A 22,054-nucleotide genomic window follows, 5' to 3' on the forward strand; every position below is an offset into this window, starting at 1 on the left:
ACTTTCCCGGAAATCAGGACACGTGCGAACAGGGAGGAAACACATGTCTATGAAGGAACCTTTTACCGATCTGGATATCAAACGATCTTCGGGTGGGTTTTATGAAGGTCACAGCGTCGAGATTGCCTTGCTCAGCAAGTCAATTATGGTCGCTTTGGTCATCTGGGCTTTGGTGTGGCCTGCAAATGCGAATGGTGTTCTGGGAAGCCTGAACTCGCGCCTGTTGGAAGACTTCAACGCCTTCTACATCATCATCGTGGGCTTCTTTGCCTTTTTCCTGTTTGTCGTGGCGGCGCTGCCGCAAACCGGTAAGCGGCTTATGGGCCCCGAGGGTGAAAAACCTGAATTCTCGGATTTCTCGTGGTTTTCTATGATGTTCGGCGCCGGTCTGGGTGTCGGCCTGATGGTTTTCGCCACCGCCGAGCCTCTGGGCTTGTGGGGGTCGAACCCGGTTGTCATTGCGGGTGATGTCACGGGCAACACTGAAGACGCGTTGCAATCGGGATATCGCTACACCTTCCTGCATTACGGCTTTCACGCATGGTCGATCTATGTGGTGACCGGTCTATCGCTGGCCTATTACGCCTATACACGTAATATGCCTTTGACCATTCGCACCGCGCTGACGCCTCTGTTCGGCAAGCTGATGAACGGGTTCCTGGGTCATGTGGTGGATGTGCTTGGTGTGGTTGCGACCATTCTGGGCGTGTCGGTGACCATTGGCTTCGGCGTATCTCAGTTTATCGACGGCCTGTATGCGATTTCGGGTATGGAATGGATGATGGACATGACCGGTGAGGTTCCAGCACCCAGCACCGTTGGCCTGCTGGCAGGTCTGATCGTGATCATGGGCCTGTCGATCATTTCGGCTGTCTCGGGTGTTGGGCGCGGTGTTAAATACCTGTCGAACCTGAACCTGGTTCTGTCGCTGATCCTGTTGCTGGTCTTTGTCGTCTTTGGCTCGTTCTTGTTTGCCATGACCACTTATGCAACGGCGTTCGTGGACTACATCCTGCACTTCATCTCGCTCAGCTTCGGTGCGTTCAACCCGCAGTCGGCGACAGCGTTTGATGCAGCCCTGCCAAGTGAAGCCGCACCATTCGCAGACGCTTTATACAGTGGTGCGACCAACCCGTGGGGTTCGTTCGACGGGTTCAAATCCGGTCTTGAAGGTGACGCAGCTGCATTGCCCGATTCGGTTCTCGCTTCGGTCTATGCCGCGGGTGATCCGGGGCGTCAGTTCGGATGGCAAGCAGGCTGGACCACGTTCTACTGGGCCTGGTGGATCGCGTTCTCGCCCTTCGTGGGCTTGTTCCTGGCACGCATCTCCAAGGGTCGCTCGGTTCGTGAGTTCATCATCGGCTGCGTGTTCGCGCCCGCGCTTGTGTGTTTCGCCTGGATGACCATTCTGGGTGGTACCGCGATCGATCTCGAGCTGAATGGCACTGCAGAAGGGGCCATCCTTGGTGCGTCGAACACAGCCAAGCTGTTCGTCACCCTGCAAGAGATGATCAGCGGCGGGCTGCTGTCCGGTATCACGGTCATGTGCGTTGTTCTGATCATGACCTTCCTGGTCACCTCGGCGGATTCCGGCATTCTGGTGATGAACACCATCATGTCGGGTGGCGATCAGAATATCGGAAACAAGCACAAGATCATCTGGGGTCTTATCCTGACCGCGGTAATCGGGGCCTTGATCCTTGCAGCCGGTGAGAACAATCCGATGGACGCATTGCGGAACGCGATGATCATCGGCGCGCTGCCATTTACAGTGGTCATGGGGCTGATGTGCGTGGCGCTTGCCAAGGCGCTGTATCGCGACGGCCAGCGGCAAAAGCAGGCAGCTCCGGCAGAATAAACACAGGTTTCCGGGCGGTTGCAATGCGATCGCCCGGTGCCATCCTCAGTCAGGAAATCCGACCTGCCAACGCGGTTTGGATGAACTACAGCCTCTCGATATTCCGGCATTGTTAACCAGTACCTGCGCGGCCAATCCGGCGATAAAATACCCCCAGCTTTCTGATCAGTTCGGTTTCAGGTTCGTAGATCTACGAGTGAATTTCGGGTCAGATTCCGGCGCACCAGTGCCGAAGTGCCGTTTCATCATCTGGTAAGGTCTGGGCCAATCCTCCGGCGAACTTCAAAAAGGCCTCTTTGTTTGCCTTGCCGACGCCGACCAACACCGGAATGCCATGATCCAGTGCCTTTCCCATGACAGAACAGAACCCTCTGCCTGCGGCCTCTTCGGGTCCGAATTTGTTCAGGATGAACAGGTCGACATTCTGAAAACCTGCCTGTTCAACGCATGTCACAGCATCGGTTAATGCCATCGGATCCAGCCGACAGGCATCAGAGCCCTTGCCGAGGTTTTGGGTGATCTTGATCACCGGTCCTGCGGGCAGCACGCGCACGCTCATGTCGCAACCGTTTTCGTGAACCGCAGAGTAACTCAGGTCCTTGATGATCCCACTCAGCACTATGCCTTCACTTTCCAGTTCAGCAGCCAGTTCCGCCAGCAATCGGTCGATTTCGCCCTGTTTCTGTGAGGTCACACATGCAAGCTTCATTGTTTCATCCTTTCGGCCTTGGGGCTTTTGCTAATGTTTCGTGCCGACGACCGCTGAGAACGGGGCGTCGCAGCGGGCCGGTAAGCGCCGGCAGGAATCCAGTGGCGAATGCGATCCAGGCCAGACACCATGTTACGGCGGCCAGCATCGTAAGCGGAAGTTCTACTAACACCGGGGCCACCAAACGGATACAGGTTGCAGCCCAGATTAGCATAAATCCGAGTTTCAATCCGGTGTTGGCTTGCATCTCTCCCAATTCCGTATGCGCGGCTGCGCGGCCTGAAATTGCCATGATCAGACCGGACATCGCGCCAATCGTCACGGCGTGCACCGCGTCGGTCGCTGGATAAAGGGCAGGGGCCAGCCTCGAAAATCCAATGGTCAGCAGCCCAAGAGGCAGCCAGAGAAAACTGACGTGCAGGGCCGCAAGCAACGGGTTTGCCAGCGCCGCCCTGCATTGCCAGCCCCGCATGTTCCAAAGTAAACCAAGCGCTGCGCATATCATTGCGCCATTTGCGATCTCATCTTGACCGAGCAGTTTGGCGACCATTGAAACGGCCAGCGCCAGTTGTGCCATCACGATCACTGCTGCCAATGCCGGGCGGGCTCGCATCGTATATCCGCGTTGCGCGAACCAGTTGTTGGTGAAAGCCGGGATCGCGCGTGTACCCACCGTGACCATCAGCATGACAACGCCAATCAGCAGTGCGCGCGCCATTTCAAGACCTTCCCACTGCATACCGTAAAGCACCCTGGTCAGAAACAGCGCCTCTGCTGTGCCAAGTGCTGTGACCGCAAGCAAAAATCCCAACTTTCGATAGGCGCGGGTCGAGACGAGCTGTTGGCCAATGATCCCTGAAAGCAACACAAAGTAACCGCTGTTGAGGGCAAAAAGCACAAGATCAGGAAGGTAAATCGCCAGTGCCATCGCAAGGCGGGCCGACACCCAGAATGCCAATAGCAGTTTCAGGATGCCCCCGCGCACCGGCTGGTTCCCTGTCCAACCGGGCAATGCGGTGAGCAGATAGCCTCCGATTGCTGCTGCAGCGAACCCAAAGAAAAGCTCGTGCACATGCCAGGCGATTGCCGGTTCAAAAGCTGGGCCGGGCAGGCCAAGCCGAACGCCCAGCGGCCACCATGCTACGCTCAGCAAGGCGCATGAGATGGCTGCAAGAAACAGCGGGCGATGTGGCGCTTCCCAGAATGCGCGGAAGCCTGTGCAGTCCCTGACCGCCGCCATCACCGGTTCGGAGTGCCGCGATCCTGGGGGCCGGACCAGTCAGCACCGCAGCTTCCTGTCAGAAACCCGTCGCTCAGACGGATATCGGGGTTAAGTGTGCGGATCTGCTGTGCAAGGTCACTCTCGGCAAGGCTCTGATCGATTCTCTGGCGATAGAGATCACATAGTGGGATGAAACCTTGGGACTGAGGTGAAAGGCGCAGGGATGAGACACCTGCAGCACGCAGCAGTTCGATCTGATGATCGGTACAGGCATAGCTGTCCGATAGCGTCTGCACACCGTTCATCGCCATAAAGGGTTTGCCATCCCGTGTCATCACATCCAGCCCATCCGGGTCGTCTTCGCAGGCGAACTGGCAGTTGTCCTTGCTACGCCCATGCATCCGCGCGTGATAGCAGCGCCCGGATATCGCCAGCGGCAGCCGCCCATGCCCCCAGACCTCGACCGCGACGCCCAGATCGCTGGCCGCCTTCGCAAGCGCCGCGACCGAGGCCAGCGGCAGTTCCGGCGGCAGACATACGCGGCGCGCACCACGCGAAGCCAGCCATCTCAGTGTGCCTTCGTTATAGACATTCACCAGCGGACCCACATAAAACGTTTGTCCCTCAGGAATGTAAGCCAGTGCCGTCAGGTCGTTGATTTCGACCGTCACGCCCATTTCGGCCAACGCAGCCGTCAACTTGCGTTCCCGCTTGAGTGTCACGAGGGCGAGGCTGGTCAGAGCGACATCTTTTCCGGCTTCGATCAGAGCAGATACAGCGTCTGGAATACGGTCCTGATAAAACGGCAACCGCTTAGAACAGACCAGTTCGCCAAGCACGATGCGATCGACCGGCGCATGGGTCAGATCGTCATAGAAGCTGCTCCAGGTTTCTGCTGGCCAGAAAAATTGATTTGGCCCGATTGTCAGCTCCATTGTGTTATCTCCAGGTCTTCTTGTAAGCGCCGGTTGTCATGGCCTGACCTTCGGAGAGACGCGCCAGCATACCCTCGGGCAGCGGGCGACCCGCGTCCAGCGCGTCAACCGCCGTGCGGAAATTGCGCACGACCTGAGCGACATAGGATTTTGACCGCTGCCGCCCCTCGATCTTCAGTGCCGTTACCCCGGACTTTTGCAGTTGCGGGATCAACCTTTCGGCATTCAGACTGACGGGATCTTCGAACAGATGCCCAGTCTTTTCACCAGCCGAGAAACAGCCTTTGCACAGAGTCGGATAAGGCGCAGGCTCATCCTTATCGACGCGGTGAATGAGGTATCCGCCAAGCCGGGCATCCAGAACACCCTGATGCTCGCTATAGTCCACGTGACTGGCAGGCGAACAGACGCCATTCATGTTCGGGGACAACCCGGTAGCGTAGGACGACAACGAGCACCGGCCCTCGGCCATGACGCAAAGACCGCCAAAGACAAACACCTCGGTCTCCACCTCAGTTTCGGCGTTGATGGCAGCGATCTCGGGCACCGACAGAACGCGCGGCAGCACCACCCGCTTCACGCCAAAAGTTTCAGCGTAGAAGTTAATGACATCAGCATTGGCCGCTGCGGCTTGTACTGACAGATGTCTGCGTAATCCCGGGTGGTGGCGCGCTGCATGATCCAGCAGACCGGGATCGGCCAGAATGACCGCATCTGCGCCACAGGCTTCGGCATCATGGATGGCGCGATGCCAGATTGCCTCGTCGCCTGCGCGGGGAAACGTATTGATGGCGACAAGAACCTTGGCGCCATGTTGATGGGCAAAGTCTACGCCGGTGCGCATTTCGGCCCGGTCGAAATTCAGGCCGGGAAAATTGCGCGCGTTTGTTTCATCGTTGAAACCGCAGTAAACGGTGTGCGCACCGGCTTTGACTGCGGCGCGCAAGGCGGCGGGGGTGCCCGCCGGGCAAACGATTTCCATTACCATATCGTGGCGTCCTCGGGTCGGGTCAGACAAAGCCCGGTCTGGTGTTCTGCGATGGCGATCAGGTGATGGACTGGCCGCGCAAGCGGGCCCGAAAGTGTCTCGGCCTCTTGTGCAAGGTCCAATTCGGCGTCGTCTATCGCGTTGCGCAATGCCAATGCCGCACCTGTGTCGCCTTCGATCACGAGATCGCGCGAGAAAAACAAGGCGTCACCGTCAAATGCGCCGTGAACCAATCCAATCAGCGCTGCCAGCGGGCCCGATATCCGCGCCGCGCCCTGAGCCTTCCGACGCGTCAATTTGATCCTGGGTCGGCCATCATTTGGATTGAGACACACAACAATCGGCAGATCGACCGGATCAAGCACGAATTCCGTGCGGCCATAGGCCCCGAGGCGTTGAAATAGAGCGGGATGATTCCTTGCGATTCTGCGCGAAAACGCGGTCAGTGAAAGCGAAAGTGGTGCAAGCGGCATGACGCGCAAAGCTGCCGCCAATGCTGCGGGACAGTGCGGTAACTGATTTTGAGGATCGGACAAACAGACCTCCTGCTGCCTCGACGAGGTTGATCACTGATAGCTTCTTAGGATGACCGCAGGTTCAGGAAATTGACCGTTGTCAATTCTGTGGCGTTGCATCGTTGATACGGAGGAGAAAAATCCCGGAGCAGTCACATTCGTACCCTGCCACCATACCCCTCGCTTCGACATTTCCTTAATTGGTGCGAAGAGACCGACCAGTTCCGCGCGATTCCGGACACGGTTTCAGTGCGCCATCAGATGACAGCCGTGCACCGGGCCGTGCTGGAAGCACAAGGGCCGGTTCTGCAATTCGATCAACCCCTGATCGAACAGGATAGATTGTCGGATATCCCGGTTGTCGTGAATCTGTTCGGTACCAAAGAACGCGTCGCCGCCGGTCTAGGCGTCACGCCTGACGGGCTGGAAGGGTTAGGTGAGTTTCTGGCCGCACTCCGCGCCCCGACACCGCCGGATGGGTTGCGCGATGCGCTGTCGCGTTGGCCGATGCTTAAAGCCGCCCTTGCCACCCGACCCAAGATTGTCAGGTCGGCTCCTGTTCAGAGTGTGGTTCACAGCGGGGCCGGGGTCGATTTGTCGACGTTGCCGGTTCAGACACATTGGCCGGGTGATGCGGGGCCGCTGATCACCTGGCCGGTGGTGGTGACCCGCCCCTATTCCAGCGAACCTGAAAACACTGGTCGGTACAATGCCGGCGTCTATCGGGTGCAGGTGCTGGACCGGGATCGCCTGATCATGCGCTGGTTGCCGCATCGCGGAGGGGCTGCCCATCATCGCAGCTGGGCGCAACGCAACGAAAAGATGCCCGTGGCGATTGTTCTGGGCGCAGATCCGGCGACGCTCTTGTCGGCGGCGCTGCCGCTTCCGGAAACCGTTTCCGAGCTGACTTTTGCGGGGGCTCTAAACGGGGCCCGCCCGAGGTTGGTGCCCGCCAAAACAGTTCCGCTGTATGTCCCGGCCGATGCCGAGATCGTGTTGGAAGGTTGGGTGTCCGCCACCGATACCGCCCCCGAAGGTCCGTTCGGCGATCACACAGGATACTACAATCCGGCGGAACCTTTTCCGGTGATGCAGGTCAGTGCGGTGACCCACCGCAATGCGCCGCTGTATCTGTCGACCTATACCGGCCGTCCACCGGACGAACCCGCAATTATTGGCGAGGTGTTCAATCGGCTTGCCTTGCCGACAATCCGCGCACAAATACCCGAGGTCCGCGACCTGTGGCTACCACCTGCCGCCTGTTCCTATCGCATCGCAGCGGTTAGCATCGACAAACGCTACCCGGGGCAGGCGCGGCGGGTGATGATGGCACTGTGGGGAATGCTGCCACAGTTCAGTTACACCAAGATGATCATTGCCGTGGACGATGATATCGACCCCGGAAACTGGGACGACATTGCCTGGGCTCTGGCCACGCGCATGGACCCTTCCCGAGATGTGATGATGCTGGAGAATACCCCTATGGATTACCTCGATTTCGCGTCTCCTCAGGCAGGGCTGGCGGGTAAGATGGGCATTGATGCCACCACCAAGATCGGCAGCGAAACCAGCAGGGAATGGGGCTCGGTCATGCACACCTCTGACGCGGATATGGCCTTTGCCGACAAGCTGGTGGGCCGCATTCTGCCCGAGCTGCGCAAATGACGGCGGCGCGGGTTATATTGGGTGTCTCTGGCGCGTCCGGGGCAGGTCTCGGCCTTGCGGTCGCGCGTTGGTTGACGACATTGGGTGCCGAGATTGATCTGGTCGTCAGTCGGGCCGCGCATCTGACTTTGGCACAGGAATGCGGTGCTGATGCGCTTGTCGAGCTGAAAGCGCTGGCCACCCGGTTCCATTCGAACGCAGATGTCGGGGCCAGTATCGCGTCGGGCTCGGTTCCGGTGTTGGGCATGATCGTAGCGCCTTGTTCGATGCGCTCTCTTGCGGCGATCTCGCACGGGCTGGACGATAATCTGCTGACCCGCTCCGCCAGCGTGCAACTCAAAGAACGCAGACCTCTGATCCTGCTGGCCCGTGAAACGCCGCTGACGCTGGCTCATTTGCGGAACATGACGGCCGCGACAGAAATGGGCGCAGTGATCATGCCGCCGGTTCCAGCCTTCTACCTTGGACCGCACGATCTGAGCGATATCATCAATCAGATCGCGGCCCGTGCTGTCGATTGTCTGGGGATTGGCGAACCAGTGGCCAACCGCTGGAACTCATCCACGACCTGAAAAGGGTACGAAACCGCGTAAGATACTTGCTTGGATCATGGCCTGCAGATCACTCGGGGTGATCGGCGCGAAACAGTGCCCATGCATCTTGCGAGGTGCCATCCGGTTTGGTGCAGATTCCCACCTGACCCGAGCCGGTATCCTTGATCTTGTAGCTGCCACCGATCTCAAGGCAATAGGCCGCGGCTGGGTTCACTAACTGATGATTGCCGCCATGGGCTTTGCGATACAGTTCCCATGCGTCGGCGGACGCGCCGTCGCTGAACGTGCAGCGAGACGTCTTCAGATCATAGTCACCGCCAATCGACCCGCAATAAACTGCGGCGGGATTTGCAAGCCCGGTCGTTTTGTTGTTGTTTTGATCCGCGTCGTGTTCGCGAAAATAGGTCCATGCGTCGATTTTGGTGCCATCGGGCAACTGGCACACGCCGCTCTGTCCGTCGGCGCCGTCGCGGATGCCATAAAGCCCGCCCTGCGTGATGCAGTAGGTTGCTGCAGGATTGGCCAGACCGGGATTGGCGGTGCTTGCTGTGGGCAGGGACACCCACAAGGCCATCGCAAGGGCAAAAAGCGGGCCCGGAAATTTCAAGAGTTGATTTGTCATGTTCTCACCTCGCGCAGCTTGTCGTTAGGGCAGGTTTTCGGGCTTATACCCAGTGTTCAGGTCGATCCGTTCCCGGACCGAGGGGTGGAGGGTTGCATCAATCGGAACAAAGCGCGGCTCTTTCATCGGGATGTAGAAGTCGGGTTGCTTGCGAATTTCCGGGTTGTCATGCCATTTCTTCCGTTTCGGTAGATATTCCAGCAGTCGCCACCAGAAAGTCATTGAATCGTGTAGCTCTGCATGGATATCGGGGGCCGCGTAGTCACGTTTGCTGCCCGCTCGCACATTCCTCGGGTTCTCGCCCATGACCAGCCGTTTGACCATAGTTTCGCGAAACACCAGCCCGTGGGCGCGGGCTTCGTCCACCATCCAAGCCAGCGGATACTTTGCGGCGCCACTTTCCTGTTCGGGATATCCACTGCCGTTGTCCCCGTGCAAGCCTGCAAACCAGACCTGCTGAATATCCTGCGGTTCGGCATCCTCGTCCTTGACGAATGGGTTGGTTTTGAACGGCTGCGGCTCTTGCCAGCGGGACAGGCGGAACATGCGGCGGCGTTCATCGATTGCGCAGGCATGCCGGAACACACGCACACAAGGGTTGGTCTGCGTGTAAGGCAGCGCCTCGAGTGAGGGCAGGTACATCCGGTCGGGTCGCGGCACGATCACCGAGGCGCCCGTATCCCAGCAACCCATGAACCGTATGGTGATGCGGCGAGTATTCAGGACCTCCTGCACACGCCACGCGACGTCGAATTCATCCCGGGCGCCGGATTGCTTGTAAGCCGTTAGCGCGTAAGAGCACAGATGCTCCTGATGGGGGTGCAGCAGGCCGACCATATTGATGAACCCGGCCAGCACACGCACGGTATGTGCGCCGCGCGAGAAGCCAAACAGGTAAACCTCATCGCCGTCCTCGAAATGGCGGATCAGGAACCTGTAGGCATACAGAACATTGGCATCCAGCCCATATCCGGTGGCCAGCCCGAACACACCCTTGAGCTGGTTCTTGAATCGGCTCCAGGCGCCGCTGTTCGAGATCGTCCCGACGCCCGGGTCATAGAACCCGATCTGATCGGCGCTTTCCTTGAGGACCCGATAGAATTTGAGAACATTGAATTGGTTCTCACGGATCTCATTCCCGGTACCATCGCAACATATCACAATTTTCTTCACGGACCGTCCTTGAGCAAATGTATGAATACGAATGCCCTGACCTTACGAGAAACTGACCTGCCTGTTAATGCGGGATTGCCCGGACTGGCGGCGCTATAGCCGCTCAACTTTGACCGAGTCGCCGGGGTAAAAGGCCAGATGGTCCTTTAGTTCAGCCACTGCGGGGATTGGATCTTCGTAGCTCCAGACTGCGTTTTCGGTGACCGAGGATTTGTTCACGATCGAGAAATGCGCGGCCTCTCCTTTGCCGGCGCACTGGGTTACCTTGTCGGTCCGATCCAGAAAGGCCATCGCGATATCCGTGCGCGGGAAGTAGATCACCGGGTCTTTTTCGCCTTCAAGCAACTCCAGCGCCGCCGTGGTTTCACCCAGAATCGCCCCGCCTGAACGGACGCTCCATTTGCCCGGTGCTTTGCGGATCGTGATGTTGTCTGTCATTCCTGTTCCTTCCCTCGTCTTTTCAGGGCCTCTCCTTTGCCCAATCTATGTAACACTCCGGTGTCAGACCGGTGCGGTTGCGGCATCCAACCACAGTTGCACGGCTTCGCCCAGCCTTGGCCGGACTTTTTCCGCCACGTCGCGGTGGTAGGCGTTCAGCCAGGTGCGTTCTTCGCGTGTCAGCATGTCCACGACGATCAGGCGCCGGTCAACGGGGACATAAGTCAGCGTGCGCCAGTTCAGCATGGCACGTTCGCCGTCACCGCCGGCCAGGGTGGGAGCCTTTTCCACAACGACGAGGTTCTCGAGCCGGATGCCAAAAGCGCCCTCGCGATAATATCCCGGCTCGTTGGACAGGATCATACCGGGCTCAAGCGGGACATGGCTGACCCGTGACAGACGCTGAGGGCCTTCGTGCACGCTCAGATACGTGCCGACCCCGTGGCCGACCCCGTGGTTGAAATCCTGTCCGGCGAGCCAGAGCGGCAACCGCGCGACGCATTCGATATCACGTCCGGCCAATCCAACCGGCCAACGCAGCATCGACATGGCAATCATACCTTTGAGTACGCGGGTAAAGCAGGCCTTTTCCTCATCGCCAACTTCTCCGATGGCAATGGTGCGGGTGATGTCCGTGGTGCCGTCCAGATACTGCCCGCCGCTGTCCAACACCAGCAGGTGACCGTTTTCCAGTCGGCTGTCGGTTTCCTCGGTCACCCGGTAGTGCATGATGGCCCCGTTCGGTCCGGTGCCCGCGATGGTATCGAACGAGATATCCTGTAGCGCATTGTCCCGGCAGCGGCATTCTTCCAGCCTGCTCACCACTTGCGTCTCGGTCAGGCTGCCGGGTTCTTGTGCATCCAGCCAGCACAACAGCTCTGCCACTGCCGCCGCATCGCGCAGATGAGCCTCGGCCGTGCCCGCGATTTCGGCGGGGTTTTTGCGAGCTTTCGGCAGAGCGCAGGGATCGCCACCATCGACCATCCGATCCCCCAGTGCATCCGCCACGATCTGCGGGACCGTGCTTGGATCAACCTGCACTTTACCCTTAAGCGCCTCGACGGAGGCAAGGAACGCCTCCGGCTCGTGTTGCGTTACCTGCGGACCCAGATGATCCGCCAACCCGGTCAGCTTGGCGGCGGCCATGAACAGATCCACCCGGCCATTGCTGTGCAAAATGGCGAACCCATGAGCCACCGGATTGTACCCGATGTCCGAGCCTCGGATGTTCAGCAACCACATGATCGAATCCGGCAAGGTGATTACCGCCGCCATGCGATCGGCATCCTGCAGTTCATTGGCGAGGCGCTTAATCTTGTTCTCAGCACTTTCACCTGCAAACTCAAGCGGATGCACCCTGACCGGGCTCTTGGGCGGTACCGGTTGGTCTGCCCAAATCCGGTCCACAAGATTGTTGCAGCGCACCAGCTCGATCCCGCTGCCCTCAAGGTCCTTCTGAGCGCTGGAAATCTGCCCTGCCGCATGGAGCCAAGGATCGAACCCAACCTTGCCGCCGTTTGGCAGTTGCTCTTTCAACCACGCGCTCAGGCTGACATCCGGCCACGGCACCGGAGTATATTCCTTAGCAACCTGCGCCTTCACCTGCGTACGATACCGCCCGTCGATGAAGACCCCGGCGACATCCGTCAACGCTGCACAAAACCCGGCCGAGCCCGTGAAACCTGTGAGCCAAGCCAACCTTTCATCCCGAGGGGCCACATATTCCCCCTGATGCGCATCCGCGCGTGGGATCAGGAAGCCCTGCAAGCCTTCGCGCGCCAACTCGTCCCGCAAGGCAGCCAGTCGCGGGGGGCCTTGTTCCGGGCGTGCGGTCACTTCGAAACTTTGGAACATGGGCAACCTCATCAGGTGTGTCTGGATGCGGTGGAACCTGAGGGCTGAACCGAGAAATGTCCAGCGCCTGATCAGTTTTCGTCAGGCGCCTCAAGAAACTCAATCAGGCTTTGCATATATGTGTCGTAAACAGAGTTTCCGGGCAGCGGAATGTGATTGGCTGTTTCCAGAATAGCCAGTGAAGCCCCGGGAATTCCCGCTGCCAGTTTGTGGGCTTCGGACAAAGGATGAACCGCACTGTTTCGCGCGTGCAAAATCAAGGTTGGGCATTGGACCTGCGGCAACAAATGTAGAACCGAAGCTGTGTTCCCGCTATCGCGCTGGTACAGCTTTTCCTCCACGGAATAGAGCGTTTGCAGTTCGCCCACGATCTCGCGCACGGTTTCAAGCGGGCCTTCCGGGAAATAGCTAAGTAGAGAGCCGACCGCATAGCCGCTACCGGGGTCCTGCCACCCCTCTACAATCAGGTTGCGGATAGAATCCGGCCCCTCCACGCCGTCGCGATGATTGCGACCTTCTGCCCAACCCCCAACAATGACAAGGCGACTGACCCGTTCAGGATATTTGACGGCAAACCGCAGGGCAGAAAATAGGCCGCCAAACTCGGCGACGATTGCAAAGCGGTCAAATCCCGCGGTTTGCGAGACCGCCAATATGTCCTCGGTTACGCCGTCATAGTCTACATGCCTGGGATCACCCCAGTTTGTCTGATGGCGCTTGTTGTAGCGCAGCAGAGTGAATTTCTCTTCCATCGCGTTGATATAGGCGCGTTCTGATGGCAATCGCCATTCCGCTTCCAGATCATAAGCGATTGATCCCACGCGCACGACTGGTGGGCCTTCACCTGATTTGGTGTACGCAATCGCCTGGCCATTGGTCCCTTGCGCATATTTCAGGTGCTGTGTTTTTCGATGTTCACGCGGGGTCAGCGTGTTCTCACAACTGACCTCGACGGCCATCTGCAGACCGCGCCGTACAATTGTCCGAATAATCCGTTGCGATTTACCATCATCTCCAACCGCCCGGCGGGCTGCGGCGATACGCGCGCTGATCGTTGAATCTGAGACAAACCGACCATTCCAGACCCGTTCGATGATCTCGTCGCGCACCACTAGCTTGCCGGGACTTTCAGCCAGTAATTCCAGCAGATCAAAAACCTGAGGCTCTATCGGCACGGTTTCACCAGACCGCAGCAATACATGGCGATCAACATCCAAAACACAATCTGCAAACTCATAGCGCATGGGCCGAATACACTCCGTTTCGATTGGGGCCACAAGGTTCAATGGCATTCCCAATGGTTTCTCGGGGATTTCTCAGGATTGTCTTCAAGCGAGGGGAGGGCGCGGTTGCCAAACTAGAGACAACAAACAGGAGGTCCCGATGATGCCACCCTTCGACATCGCATTGCTGCACCATACCGCCGTTCGGTACGCGCGCGATACAACCCAACCCCGAATTGAGCCAATGGCCGGATCGCTGATATGGTGTTGGGTATTGAGGATGCTAGCCCGCCACATAGGGCGAGGTCAACGGGCCTAGCTGGCCCGTTTCATCCCCATGACTCTGGCCCGCGCCCGCGGATCGCTGTCGAACAGTGCCGCCAGTTGCTCGGTCATTGCCCCGGCCAATTGCTCCACATCGGTGATGGTCACGGCTCGGTCATAATACCGGGTCACATCGTGGCCGATCCCGATGGCCAGCAACTCTACCATCTGGCGCTTTTCGACCATGGCGATTACATCGCGCAGGTGCTTCTCCAGATAGTTTGCCGGGTTCACGCTGAGCGTTGAATCATCGACCGGGGCACCATCCGAGATCACCATCAAAATCTTGCGCTGTTCGCGCCGCGCCATCATTCGGCGATGCGCCCATTCCAGCGCCTCACCGTCGATGTTTTCTTTTAGCAGGCCTTCTTTCATCATCAGGCCCAGATTGGGTCGTGCACGCCGCCACGGCGCATCGGCGCCTTTGTAGATGATGTGGCGCAAATCGTTCAAACGCCCCGGTTGCTGTGGGCGGCCATCGTTTAGCCACGCCTCACGCGCCTGGCCGCCTTTCCACGCACGGGTGGTAAAGCCCAGAATTTCAACCTTCACGTTGCAGCGTTCCAGCGTCCGCGCCAGAACGTCGGCGCAAATGGCAGCGATCGAGATCGGACGACCTCGCATCGAGCCGGAATTGTCCAGCAGCAGCGTCACTACGGTATCGCGGAACTCGGTATCCTTCTCGACCTTGAAGCTTAGCGGTGTGGTTGGATTCGCCACCACGCGCGCCAGTCGACCGGCATCCAAAATGCCCTCTTCGAGGTCAAACTCCCAACTGCGGTTCTGCTGTGCCTGCAAGCGACGTTGCAGCTTGTTGGCCAATCGGCTGACCGCGCCTTTCAGCGGCTCCAGCTGCTGATCCAGATAGGCGCGCAGGCGTTCCAGTTCAGCCGGTTCAGCCAGATCTTCGGCGGCAATCTCTTCGTCATGTGTGCTCAGATAGACCTTGTAATCCGGATCGGCTTCAGACGCGGGCGGAGGGGCAGGCGGCTCCATCGGAGCTTCGCCTTCAGGCATTTCAGCCTCATCGCCCATCTCATCCTCGGCCATCTCGTCCATCGAGACCTGGGCCTGAGACTGGTCCTGCTGCTCTTCCTGAGTTTGCTCAGGGGTCGCATCGGCGTCCTGCTCGTCCTGATCATCCTGCCCGGTGCTGTCGGGATCGGGTTGCTCTTCGGAATCGTCCTCGGCCTGATCTTCCTGCTCGTCATCCAGCTCGTCCGGGTCATCACCCAACTGGTCGCCATAGCCGAGGTCTTTGATCATCTGCCGCGCGAATTTCGCGAATTGGGCTTGATCCGAAAGAATCTCGTCAAGGTTTTCCAGCGTCCCGCTGGCTTGTTCTTCAATGAAACCACGCCACAGGTTCATGACATTCTCAGCTGCAGGCGGCAATTCGCGCCCAGTGGCCAGATGTCGGATCAGATAGCCAGCCGCCACCGCCAAGGGCGCATCCGCAGGTTGCTTGCACTGGTCATAGCCGCGCCGGATCGCCTCATGCCCGATCTTGACGTCGATATTGCTGGCCGTACCGGGCATGTCGCGCGCACCCATCGCCTCGCACCGAGCAACTTCCATCGCCTCATACAGATCGCGCGCCATATCGCCCGGCGGGGCATAGCGATTATGCGTCGCGTCATCATGATACTTGCGTTGCAACGCCAAGGCATCCGCCGTACCGCGCGCCAGAAGAACCTCTTCCCGCGTCATCCGGCGCGAGACCTGCGGCAGCCGCATCGACTCGCCTGACAGGCCAGAAGGGTCGACCGTATAACTCACCGACAACTCGGGGTCATCGGCCATAACTTTGGTGGCTTCGGCCAGAGCCTTCTTGAACGGATCAGCAGGATTGTCGTTCTTCTGCACCATGTTCAAACGCCCTTCGTGTTTCGGTGACCCGCCGCATCAATGCGAAACCGGATCCCCCTTCATCTGGCCAAAAATACCTCCGCCGGAGGCATTACGCCCGTCAGGGCGCAATTCAGAAGCTTAGCCCAGAGTTGCACTCGCTGCACTTTCCGGCAGTTCCTCGTCAAAACAACGCTGATAGAACTCGGCAACCGTCTGACGTTCCAGTTCGTCGCATTTGTTCAGGAACGACAAACGGAATGCATAGCCTACATCGCGGAAAATCTCGGCGTTCTGCGCCCAGTTGATCACGGTTCGGGGGCTCATGACAGTCGACAGATCGCCGTTCATGAAGGCGGTCCGGGTCAGGTCGGCGACGGTGACCATCTGACTGACGGTCTTGCGGCCCTCGGCGGTGTTGTAGTGTGGGGCCTTCGACAGCACGATCATTGTCTCTGCATCATGGCTGAGATAGTTCAGCGTCGAGACCAGCGACCAGCGGTCCATCTGCGCTTGGTTGATCTGCTGCGTACCGTGATAGAGGCCAGTCGTGTCGCCCAGACCCACGGTGTTGGCAGTCGCAAACAGGCGGAAGTTCGGGTTCGGTGTGATGATTTCGTTCTGATCCAGCAGGGTCAGCTTGCCGTCATGTTCCAGCACGCGCTGGATCACGAACATCACGTCTGCGCGGCCTGCATCATATTCGTCGAACACGATGGCAACCGGGTTACGAAGGGCCCAGGGCAGAATACCCTCGTGGAATTCAGTGACCTGCTTGCCGTCGCGCAGCTTGATCGCGTCCTTGCCGATCAGGTCGATCCGGCTGATGTGGCTGTCGAGGTTCACGCGAACGGCGGGCCAGTTCAGACGGGCGGCAACCTGTTCAATATGGGTCGATTTCCCGGTGCCGTGATAGCCCTGAATCATCACCCGGCGGTTATGGGTAAAGCCTGCAAGAATCGCCAGCGTCGTTTCGGGGTCGAACTTGTAGGTCGGATCGATCACTGGCACGCGGTCGCTGCGCTCGGCAAACCCTTTGACTGCCATATCGCTGTCAATGCCAAACACCTCGCGAACCGAAATGTCTTCGGTGGGTTTTGCGTTGATATCAATCGATCCGTCAGCCATGCGCCTTGTCCTTATCCTTTGGCCCGTTCACCGGGTTTGAACCCGTGTGTGGTGCAACATATTGCGGACAAGGGCAAGGGGAAGAGGCGGCGGGATCACGTTAGCCGGATGTTTCTTTGAAACTGGCCTTATGATGGCGTTGGTTCTAATGAAAGTCCCGGCTCGGAAATAATCGCTTGGCCTGTTCGCGTGGATGGCGCGCGCTGGATGCAGTCTGCCGGGGGCGTGGGGTGTCATCCGCCTGCGGTTGGGTGATGCCGACAGCCTCGTCCAGAGGATGCCCAAGCTCTGACAGCTTATGCGACATATCGGTGATCTCCTGCGCGATCAGATGCACGACGATCCCCTCGCGCTGCAGATATCCGCGGACCTGCAACAGCCGCCCGCCCATCACAATCCGGCGAAACCGTTCATAGACCTTGGGCCAGACAACCACATTGCTGACCCCGGTTTCGTCCTCCAACGTCAGAAAGATCACGCCCGAGGCTGTCCCGGGTCGCTGGCGCGTAATCACCAGCCCGCAGACGCTGTAGCGGCCCAGCGGGATGTCCTGCAGCGTGGCGTGCGGCACAAGGCCGGGCAGGGACGGGCGCAACAGTTCCATCGGGTGCGAGCGCAGGGTCAGACGGGTTGAGACGTAATCTTCCACCACCTCCTCGCCCAGATGCATCACCGGCAGGTTCACCTGTGGCTCGTTGATGCTTTCCCCATCAATCGGGTCGTTGAACAGGGGCAGGGCGGTCCGGCTGCGGATGGCTTTGACATGCCACAGCGCGTCGCGCCGGGTCAGGTCCAGGCCGGAAAACGCATCCGCCTCGGCCAGACGGGTCAGCACATCCGGGCGCAGCCCGGCCCGCAACCACAGCGTTTCGGGGTCCGGATACCCATTGCCGCGCGCGGCCACGATCCAATCCGCATCCTCCTGCTTGAACCCCTTGATCTGGCGAAAACCCAGCCGTAGGGCCAGCGCCCCATCGGCGCGACGCTCCAGCAGATTGTTCCATTCCGACGCGTTCACGCAGACCGGGCGGATCTCGACCCCATGCTCGCGGGCGTCGCGCACGATCTGGGCGGGGGCATAAAACCCCATGGGCTGCGAATTCAGCAGTGCACAGGCAAAAATCGCCGGGTGATGGCATTTCATCCAGGCCGAGACATAGGCCAACATCGCAAAGGCCGCGGCATGGCTTTCGGGAAAGCCGTAATCGGCGAAGCCTTCGATCTGGGAAAAGCAGCGCTCGGCAATCTCGGGCGGATAGCCCTTGTTCAGCATACCGGCGGTGAACTTGTCCTTGAACGTGCCAATCGTGCCCATACGCCGGAATGACGCCAGCGATCGACGCAGATGATCGGCCTCTTCCGCCGAGAAACCCGCGCCCACAACGGCAATTTGCATGGCCTGCTCCTGAAACAGCGGCACACCCAAGGTGCGGGCGGTCACCTTTTCCAGCTCAGGCCCGAAAGGTTCTGGCTTTTCCAGCCCGTTGCGCCGCCGGATATAGGGCTGCACCATATCGCCCTGAATGGGGCCGGGCCGGATGATGGCGACCTCGATCACCAGATCGTAGAACTCTCGCGGCCTCATCCGCGGCAGGAAATTCATCTGCGCCCGGCTTTCGACCTGAAACACGCCCACCGCATCAGCGGCGCACAGCATATCATAAGTCGCCGTGTCCTCTTGCGGGACAGTCGCGATGCTGAGGGTTTCGCCGTTGTGCTGCTGCATCAGGTCAAACGCCTTGCGGATGCAGCTGAGCATCCCCAGCCCCAGCACATCGACCTTCAGAATGCCCAAAGCATCGATGTCATCCTTGTCCCACTCGATCACGGTGCGATCTTCCATCGCGGCGTTTTCAATTGGGCACAGCTCATCCAGCCGCCCTTTGGTGATGACGAACCCGCCCACATGCTGCGACAGATGGCGCGGGAAGCCGATGATCTCGCCGATCAGGCGGATCGTCTGCATCAGGCGCCTGTCTTTGAGGTCGAGGCCCAGCTCTTTCAGCCTCTCCGCGTCAACACCGCCATTGCTCATCCCCCAGATCTGGCCGGACAAACCGGCGGTGACGTCCTGAGACAGCCCCATCACCTTGCCCACCTCGCGGATCGCCGCGCGGGACCGGAAATGGATGACCGTGGCACAGAGGCCCGCGCGGTGGCGGCCATATTGCTCGTAAATCCACTGGATCACCTCTTCGCGCCGCTCGTGTTCGAAATCCACATCGATATCCGGCGGCTCGCCCCGGTGTTTCGAGACAAAACGCTCAAACACCATGGCGATCATGTCAGGGCTGACATCGGTGATGCCCAGCAGATAGCACAGGATTGAATTGGCCGCCGAGCCGCGCCCCTGACACAGAATGCCCTGCGAGCGGGCGAATTGCACAATGTCATGCACGGTCAGGAAATAGGCCGGGAAATCCAGATCCGCGACCAAAGCCAGTTCCTTTTTCATCAGGCTGATGGCTTTTTGCGTCGGCCCATCGGGATAGCGCCGTTTCAGCCCCTCGCGGGCCAGACGTTCCAGCCGCGCCAGCGGGGTCTCGGCAGTGGCGATCTCGTCGGGGTATTCATAAGACAGCTCACTCAGGTCAAAGCTGCAGCGGTCGGCGATCTCAAGCGTGCGGCGCAGCGCGCCGGGGTGGTCCTGAAACAGCCGGGCCATATCTGCATAGCCTTTCAGCCGCCGTTCGGCATTGGGTAGGGCGCGGGTGCCGATCTGGTCAATCGTGATGTGTTCGCGCATGCAGGTCAGCACATCGGCCAGTTGGCGGCGGTTGCCACGGTGCATCAGCACATCGCCCACCGCAACCATGGGGGCCGAGGCTTTCTGCGCGGCGCGCGCGCAAGCTGCCAGATAGGCCCGATCGCTGCCATCATAGCGCGGCGTGGCCCCCAGAAAGACCGCGTTGGGAAATTGCCGTCTGATCCTTTGGACATCCGGGATGGCCTGCTGCAATCCAGCCGGGGGCAGCGCGATCAGGATCATCCCCTGACAGGCCCCCAGCATGTCCTTCATGTCCAGATGGCATTCCCCTTTCTCGGCCCGCCGTTTGCCCAAAGTCAGCAGGCGGGTCAGCCGCTGATACGCGGCGCGGTCGCGGGGCAGGGCCAGCCAGTGCACCGCGCTGTCGCGCAGAACCAGACGGCAACCGACGATCAATTTGGGCAGGGCGGGCACGTCCGGTTTGTCGATCGGCTGCACATGCCCGACCTCTTGCCGGGACGAGGAATCGAGGCGGTGTTGCGAGCGGATCTGTACCGCGCCTTCCGCCTCGCGCCGCAGCTCTTTCAATGCGCTCCAGCCCCGGACCACCCCGGCCAAGGAGTTCCGGTCGGTGATCGCGATGGCCTTCAGGCCCAGCTCTGCCGCGCGGGTCACCATCTCCTCGGGGTGTGAGGCCCCGGTCAGGAAGGTGAAATTGGTGGTCACGCACAGCTCGGCATAGCCGGGGTCCTGCGCGTGTGAACTGGGTGGCTTTGGCTTGCTCATGCGAATTCCCCATGCACGAACCACCCCGGGTTTTGCGGTGTGTGAAACAGCCACAGTCGTCGCCCTTGTCGCGTCTCGACTTGCCAGTAATCGCGCAGGCCAGTGCGCCAGTTCTCATCCTCCAGCCACCATTCGGGGCATATACGTTCGGGGCCAGTTGAGCGGCCCGAGGTTAGGGACATGCGTCGCCAGCGAAAGCGGCGTGGCGGGTGCGGGCCTGATCCGGCGATGGGTTCTGGCGGAAACAACTGCAGGGGGCGCGGGCGCAGAGCGCACCACCCGCCTGCGGGATCGGAATAGGCGGCGGGCGAGATGATAAAGCTGCGTTCGGGGATATGGCTTTGCGCGGGCAGCAGGCGGTGGACCTGCTCCAGCCCGATCCGGGTGCCGATGCGGGTGATCAGGTCGTCCAACTGGTCTTTGCCCCGGCTTGCGGCGCGGCTGATCTGGCGCACGGGCAGGGGTTCCACCAGCGTGGCCTCCAGCCGGAGCTGATCAACCCCGAACCCCGCATCCACCTCGGCCAGTCCACGTTCGAACAGGGGCAGGATGCGGTACGGGTCACGCAGAGGGCGGGCCAGCCGCAGTTCGACCTGCTGATGGTCCTGATCCACACGGCGCAAGGTCATGCACAGCTTGCGCGCGCCTTTCTCCTGCGCTTTCAGCTTGTCGCAGAGCCGTTCCAGCAGCCGTTCCGCCCCGGCCATCATGTCAGACAGCAGGCCAATGGGTTCGGGCAGGGTCATGCGCACGCCGTAATGGGGTGGGTCGGCCAGCGGGGTGATCTGTTCGGGCTGATCCCCCAGCGCCTGATCCAGCCGCATCAGCACCTCGGGGCCAAACCGGCGCGTTAGCGGCGCGCGCGGGGTTTGCGCCAACTCGCCAATCCGGCGCAGGCCCAGCCGTTGCAGCGCGACCGAGGTATCTTCATCCAGTCGCAGCGCCGCCACCGGCAGGGCGCGGATGGCTTTCAGCGTGTCTTGGGTCGCGACCCCCTCGCCATAATGCGCCAAAGCCCAGGCCGCCCCGCGTGTCGGGGCAAGGCCGATCTGCACCGCCAGCCCGGCCCGGGCCAGCCGCCTGCGCATATCGGTCAGCATCATCTCTTCCCCGCCCGCAAGATGGGCCGATCCAGTGATGTCCAGAACCAGCCCATCCTCTCCTTCCAACCCGACCCAGGGGCAATAGCGCGTGGCCCAACGGCGCAGGGCGTGCAGGAACCGCTGATCCCCCTGCGGGTCGGCGGGATGGCTTTGCAGATCGGGGCAAAAGGCGCGGGCATCGGAGTAAGGCATGCCGCGATCCAGGCCCTGCCGCTGGGCCTGCGTATTCAGGCAGTACACCCGGTTTGCGTTGTTCTGTTTCAGCGTCAGAACAAACGGCCCATCAATCGGCCGCACGCGCAGAGCCCGGTCACTTGCCAGCCGGGGAAACCAGAGTGAAATGATGCGGCGCTGCATCCCAGCGAACATATAAAACCTCAAATGTTCTATATTTGTTCTTAT

The 22,054-nt window shown here is 59.8% G+C and carries 17 protein-coding genes; 3 read left to right on the forward strand and 14 right to left on the reverse strand.

Annotated elements, in window-relative coordinates; translation table 11 throughout:
* Positions 1-43: 43 nt before the first annotated feature.
* Entirely contained in the window at positions 44-1,858 is a 1,815-nt protein-coding gene (locus BLU89_RS15915) for a BCCT family transporter (RefSeq protein ID WP_074737839.1), read from the forward strand.
* A 208-nt stretch (positions 1,859-2,066) separates the two neighbouring features.
* Here the strand turns inward: BLU89_RS15915 and BLU89_RS15920 are convergent, their stop codons facing one another.
* From BLU89_RS15920 to ubiT, 5 genes are read right to left on the reverse strand one after another with little or no spacing between them, the layout of a single operon-like run.
* Positions 2,067-2,567 carry a DUF2478 domain-containing protein gene (locus tag BLU89_RS15920; protein ID WP_074737840.1) on the reverse strand — a complete coding sequence of 167 codons (501 nt, stop codon included), beginning with the start codon at positions 2,565-2,567 and terminating at the stop codon, positions 2,067-2,069.
* Between the two features lie 4 nt (positions 2,568-2,571).
* Positions 2,572-3,807, reverse strand: a complete 1,236-nt coding sequence (locus tag BLU89_RS15925; protein ID WP_074737841.1) for an NnrS family protein — start codon at positions 3,805-3,807, stop codon at positions 2,572-2,574.
* Positions 3,807-4,724, reverse strand: a complete 918-nt coding sequence (ubiV, locus tag BLU89_RS15930; protein ID WP_074737842.1) for a ubiquinone anaerobic biosynthesis protein UbiV — start codon at positions 4,722-4,724, stop codon at positions 3,807-3,809. Before ubiV ends, BLU89_RS15925 begins: the two co-directional genes overlap by 1 nt.
* Before the next feature lie 4 nt (positions 4,725-4,728).
* Complete coding sequence (gene ubiU / locus BLU89_RS15935; protein WP_074737843.1) at positions 4,729-5,706, reverse strand: ubiquinone anaerobic biosynthesis protein UbiU; 978 nt, start codon at positions 5,704-5,706, stop codon at positions 4,729-4,731.
* Positions 5,706-6,248 carry a ubiquinone anaerobic biosynthesis accessory factor UbiT gene (ubiT, locus tag BLU89_RS15940; protein ID WP_245709771.1) on the reverse strand — a complete coding sequence of 181 codons (543 nt, stop codon included), beginning with the start codon at positions 6,246-6,248 and terminating at the stop codon, positions 5,706-5,708. Before ubiT ends, ubiU begins: the two co-directional genes overlap by 1 nt.
* Positions 6,249-6,383: 135 nt before the next feature.
* Here ubiT and BLU89_RS15945 point away from each other — a divergent pair, with 135 nt between their 5' ends.
* Positions 6,384-7,892, forward strand: a complete 1,509-nt coding sequence (locus BLU89_RS15945) for a UbiD family decarboxylase (RefSeq protein ID WP_074737845.1) — start codon at positions 6,384-6,386, stop codon at positions 7,890-7,892.
* Positions 7,889-8,464 carry a UbiX family flavin prenyltransferase gene (locus tag BLU89_RS15950; RefSeq protein ID WP_074737846.1) on the forward strand — a complete coding sequence of 192 codons (576 nt, stop codon included), beginning with the start codon at positions 7,889-7,891 and terminating at the stop codon, positions 8,462-8,464. The genes BLU89_RS15945 and BLU89_RS15950 overlap by 4 nt, the downstream gene beginning before the upstream one ends.
* A 49-nt stretch (positions 8,465-8,513) precedes the next feature.
* Here the strand turns inward: BLU89_RS15950 and BLU89_RS21125 are convergent, their stop codons facing one another.
* The 9 genes from BLU89_RS21125 to BLU89_RS16005 all read right to left on the reverse strand — a co-directional run bounded on the left by BLU89_RS21125 (position 8,514) and on the right by BLU89_RS16005 (position 22,021).
* Complete coding sequence (locus BLU89_RS21125; RefSeq protein WP_083347773.1) at positions 8,514-9,068, reverse strand: DUF333 domain-containing protein; 555 nt, start codon at positions 9,066-9,068, stop codon at positions 8,514-8,516.
* A 24-nt stretch (positions 9,069-9,092) separates the two neighbouring features.
* Complete coding sequence (locus BLU89_RS15970) at positions 9,093-10,241, reverse strand: DUF2235 domain-containing protein (RefSeq protein ID WP_074737847.1); 1,149 nt, start codon at positions 10,239-10,241, stop codon at positions 9,093-9,095.
* 93 nt (positions 10,242-10,334) lie between these two features.
* Positions 10,335-10,679 (reverse strand): DUF427 domain-containing protein, encoded by a 345-nt coding sequence (locus BLU89_RS15975; protein ID WP_074737848.1) that lies wholly within the window; start codon positions 10,677-10,679, stop codon positions 10,335-10,337.
* Between the two features lie 63 nt (positions 10,680-10,742).
* A complete protein-coding gene (locus tag BLU89_RS15980; protein WP_074737849.1) occupies positions 10,743-12,533 on the reverse strand; it encodes an aminopeptidase P family protein in 1,791 nt (596 codons plus the stop codon).
* Positions 12,534-12,604: 71 nt separating this feature from the next.
* Positions 12,605-13,777 carry an alpha/beta hydrolase gene (locus BLU89_RS15985; RefSeq protein ID WP_176797715.1) on the reverse strand — a complete coding sequence of 391 codons (1,173 nt, stop codon included), beginning with the start codon at positions 13,775-13,777 and terminating at the stop codon, positions 12,605-12,607.
* 294 nt (positions 13,778-14,071) lie between these two features.
* Entirely contained in the window at positions 14,072-15,949 is a 1,878-nt protein-coding gene (gene cobT, locus BLU89_RS15990) for a cobaltochelatase subunit CobT (RefSeq protein ID WP_074737851.1), read from the reverse strand.
* Between the two features lie 120 nt (positions 15,950-16,069).
* Positions 16,070-17,056, reverse strand: a complete 987-nt coding sequence (cobS, locus tag BLU89_RS15995; protein ID WP_074737852.1) for a cobaltochelatase subunit CobS — start codon at positions 17,054-17,056, stop codon at positions 16,070-16,072.
* 145 nt (positions 17,057-17,201) lie between these two features.
* Entirely contained in the window at positions 17,202-20,549 is a 3,348-nt protein-coding gene (locus BLU89_RS16000) for an error-prone DNA polymerase (RefSeq protein ID WP_074737853.1), read from the reverse strand.
* Complete coding sequence (locus BLU89_RS16005; protein ID WP_176797716.1) at positions 20,546-22,021, reverse strand: Y-family DNA polymerase; 1,476 nt, start codon at positions 22,019-22,021, stop codon at positions 20,546-20,548. Before BLU89_RS16005 ends, BLU89_RS16000 begins: the two co-directional genes overlap by 4 nt.
* Positions 22,022-22,054 lie beyond the last annotated feature (33 nt).

The sequence above is a fragment of the Ruegeria halocynthiae genome (assembly GCF_900106805.1).
Classification (GTDB): Bacteria; Pseudomonadota; Alphaproteobacteria; order Rhodobacterales; family Rhodobacteraceae; genus Ruegeria; species Ruegeria halocynthiae.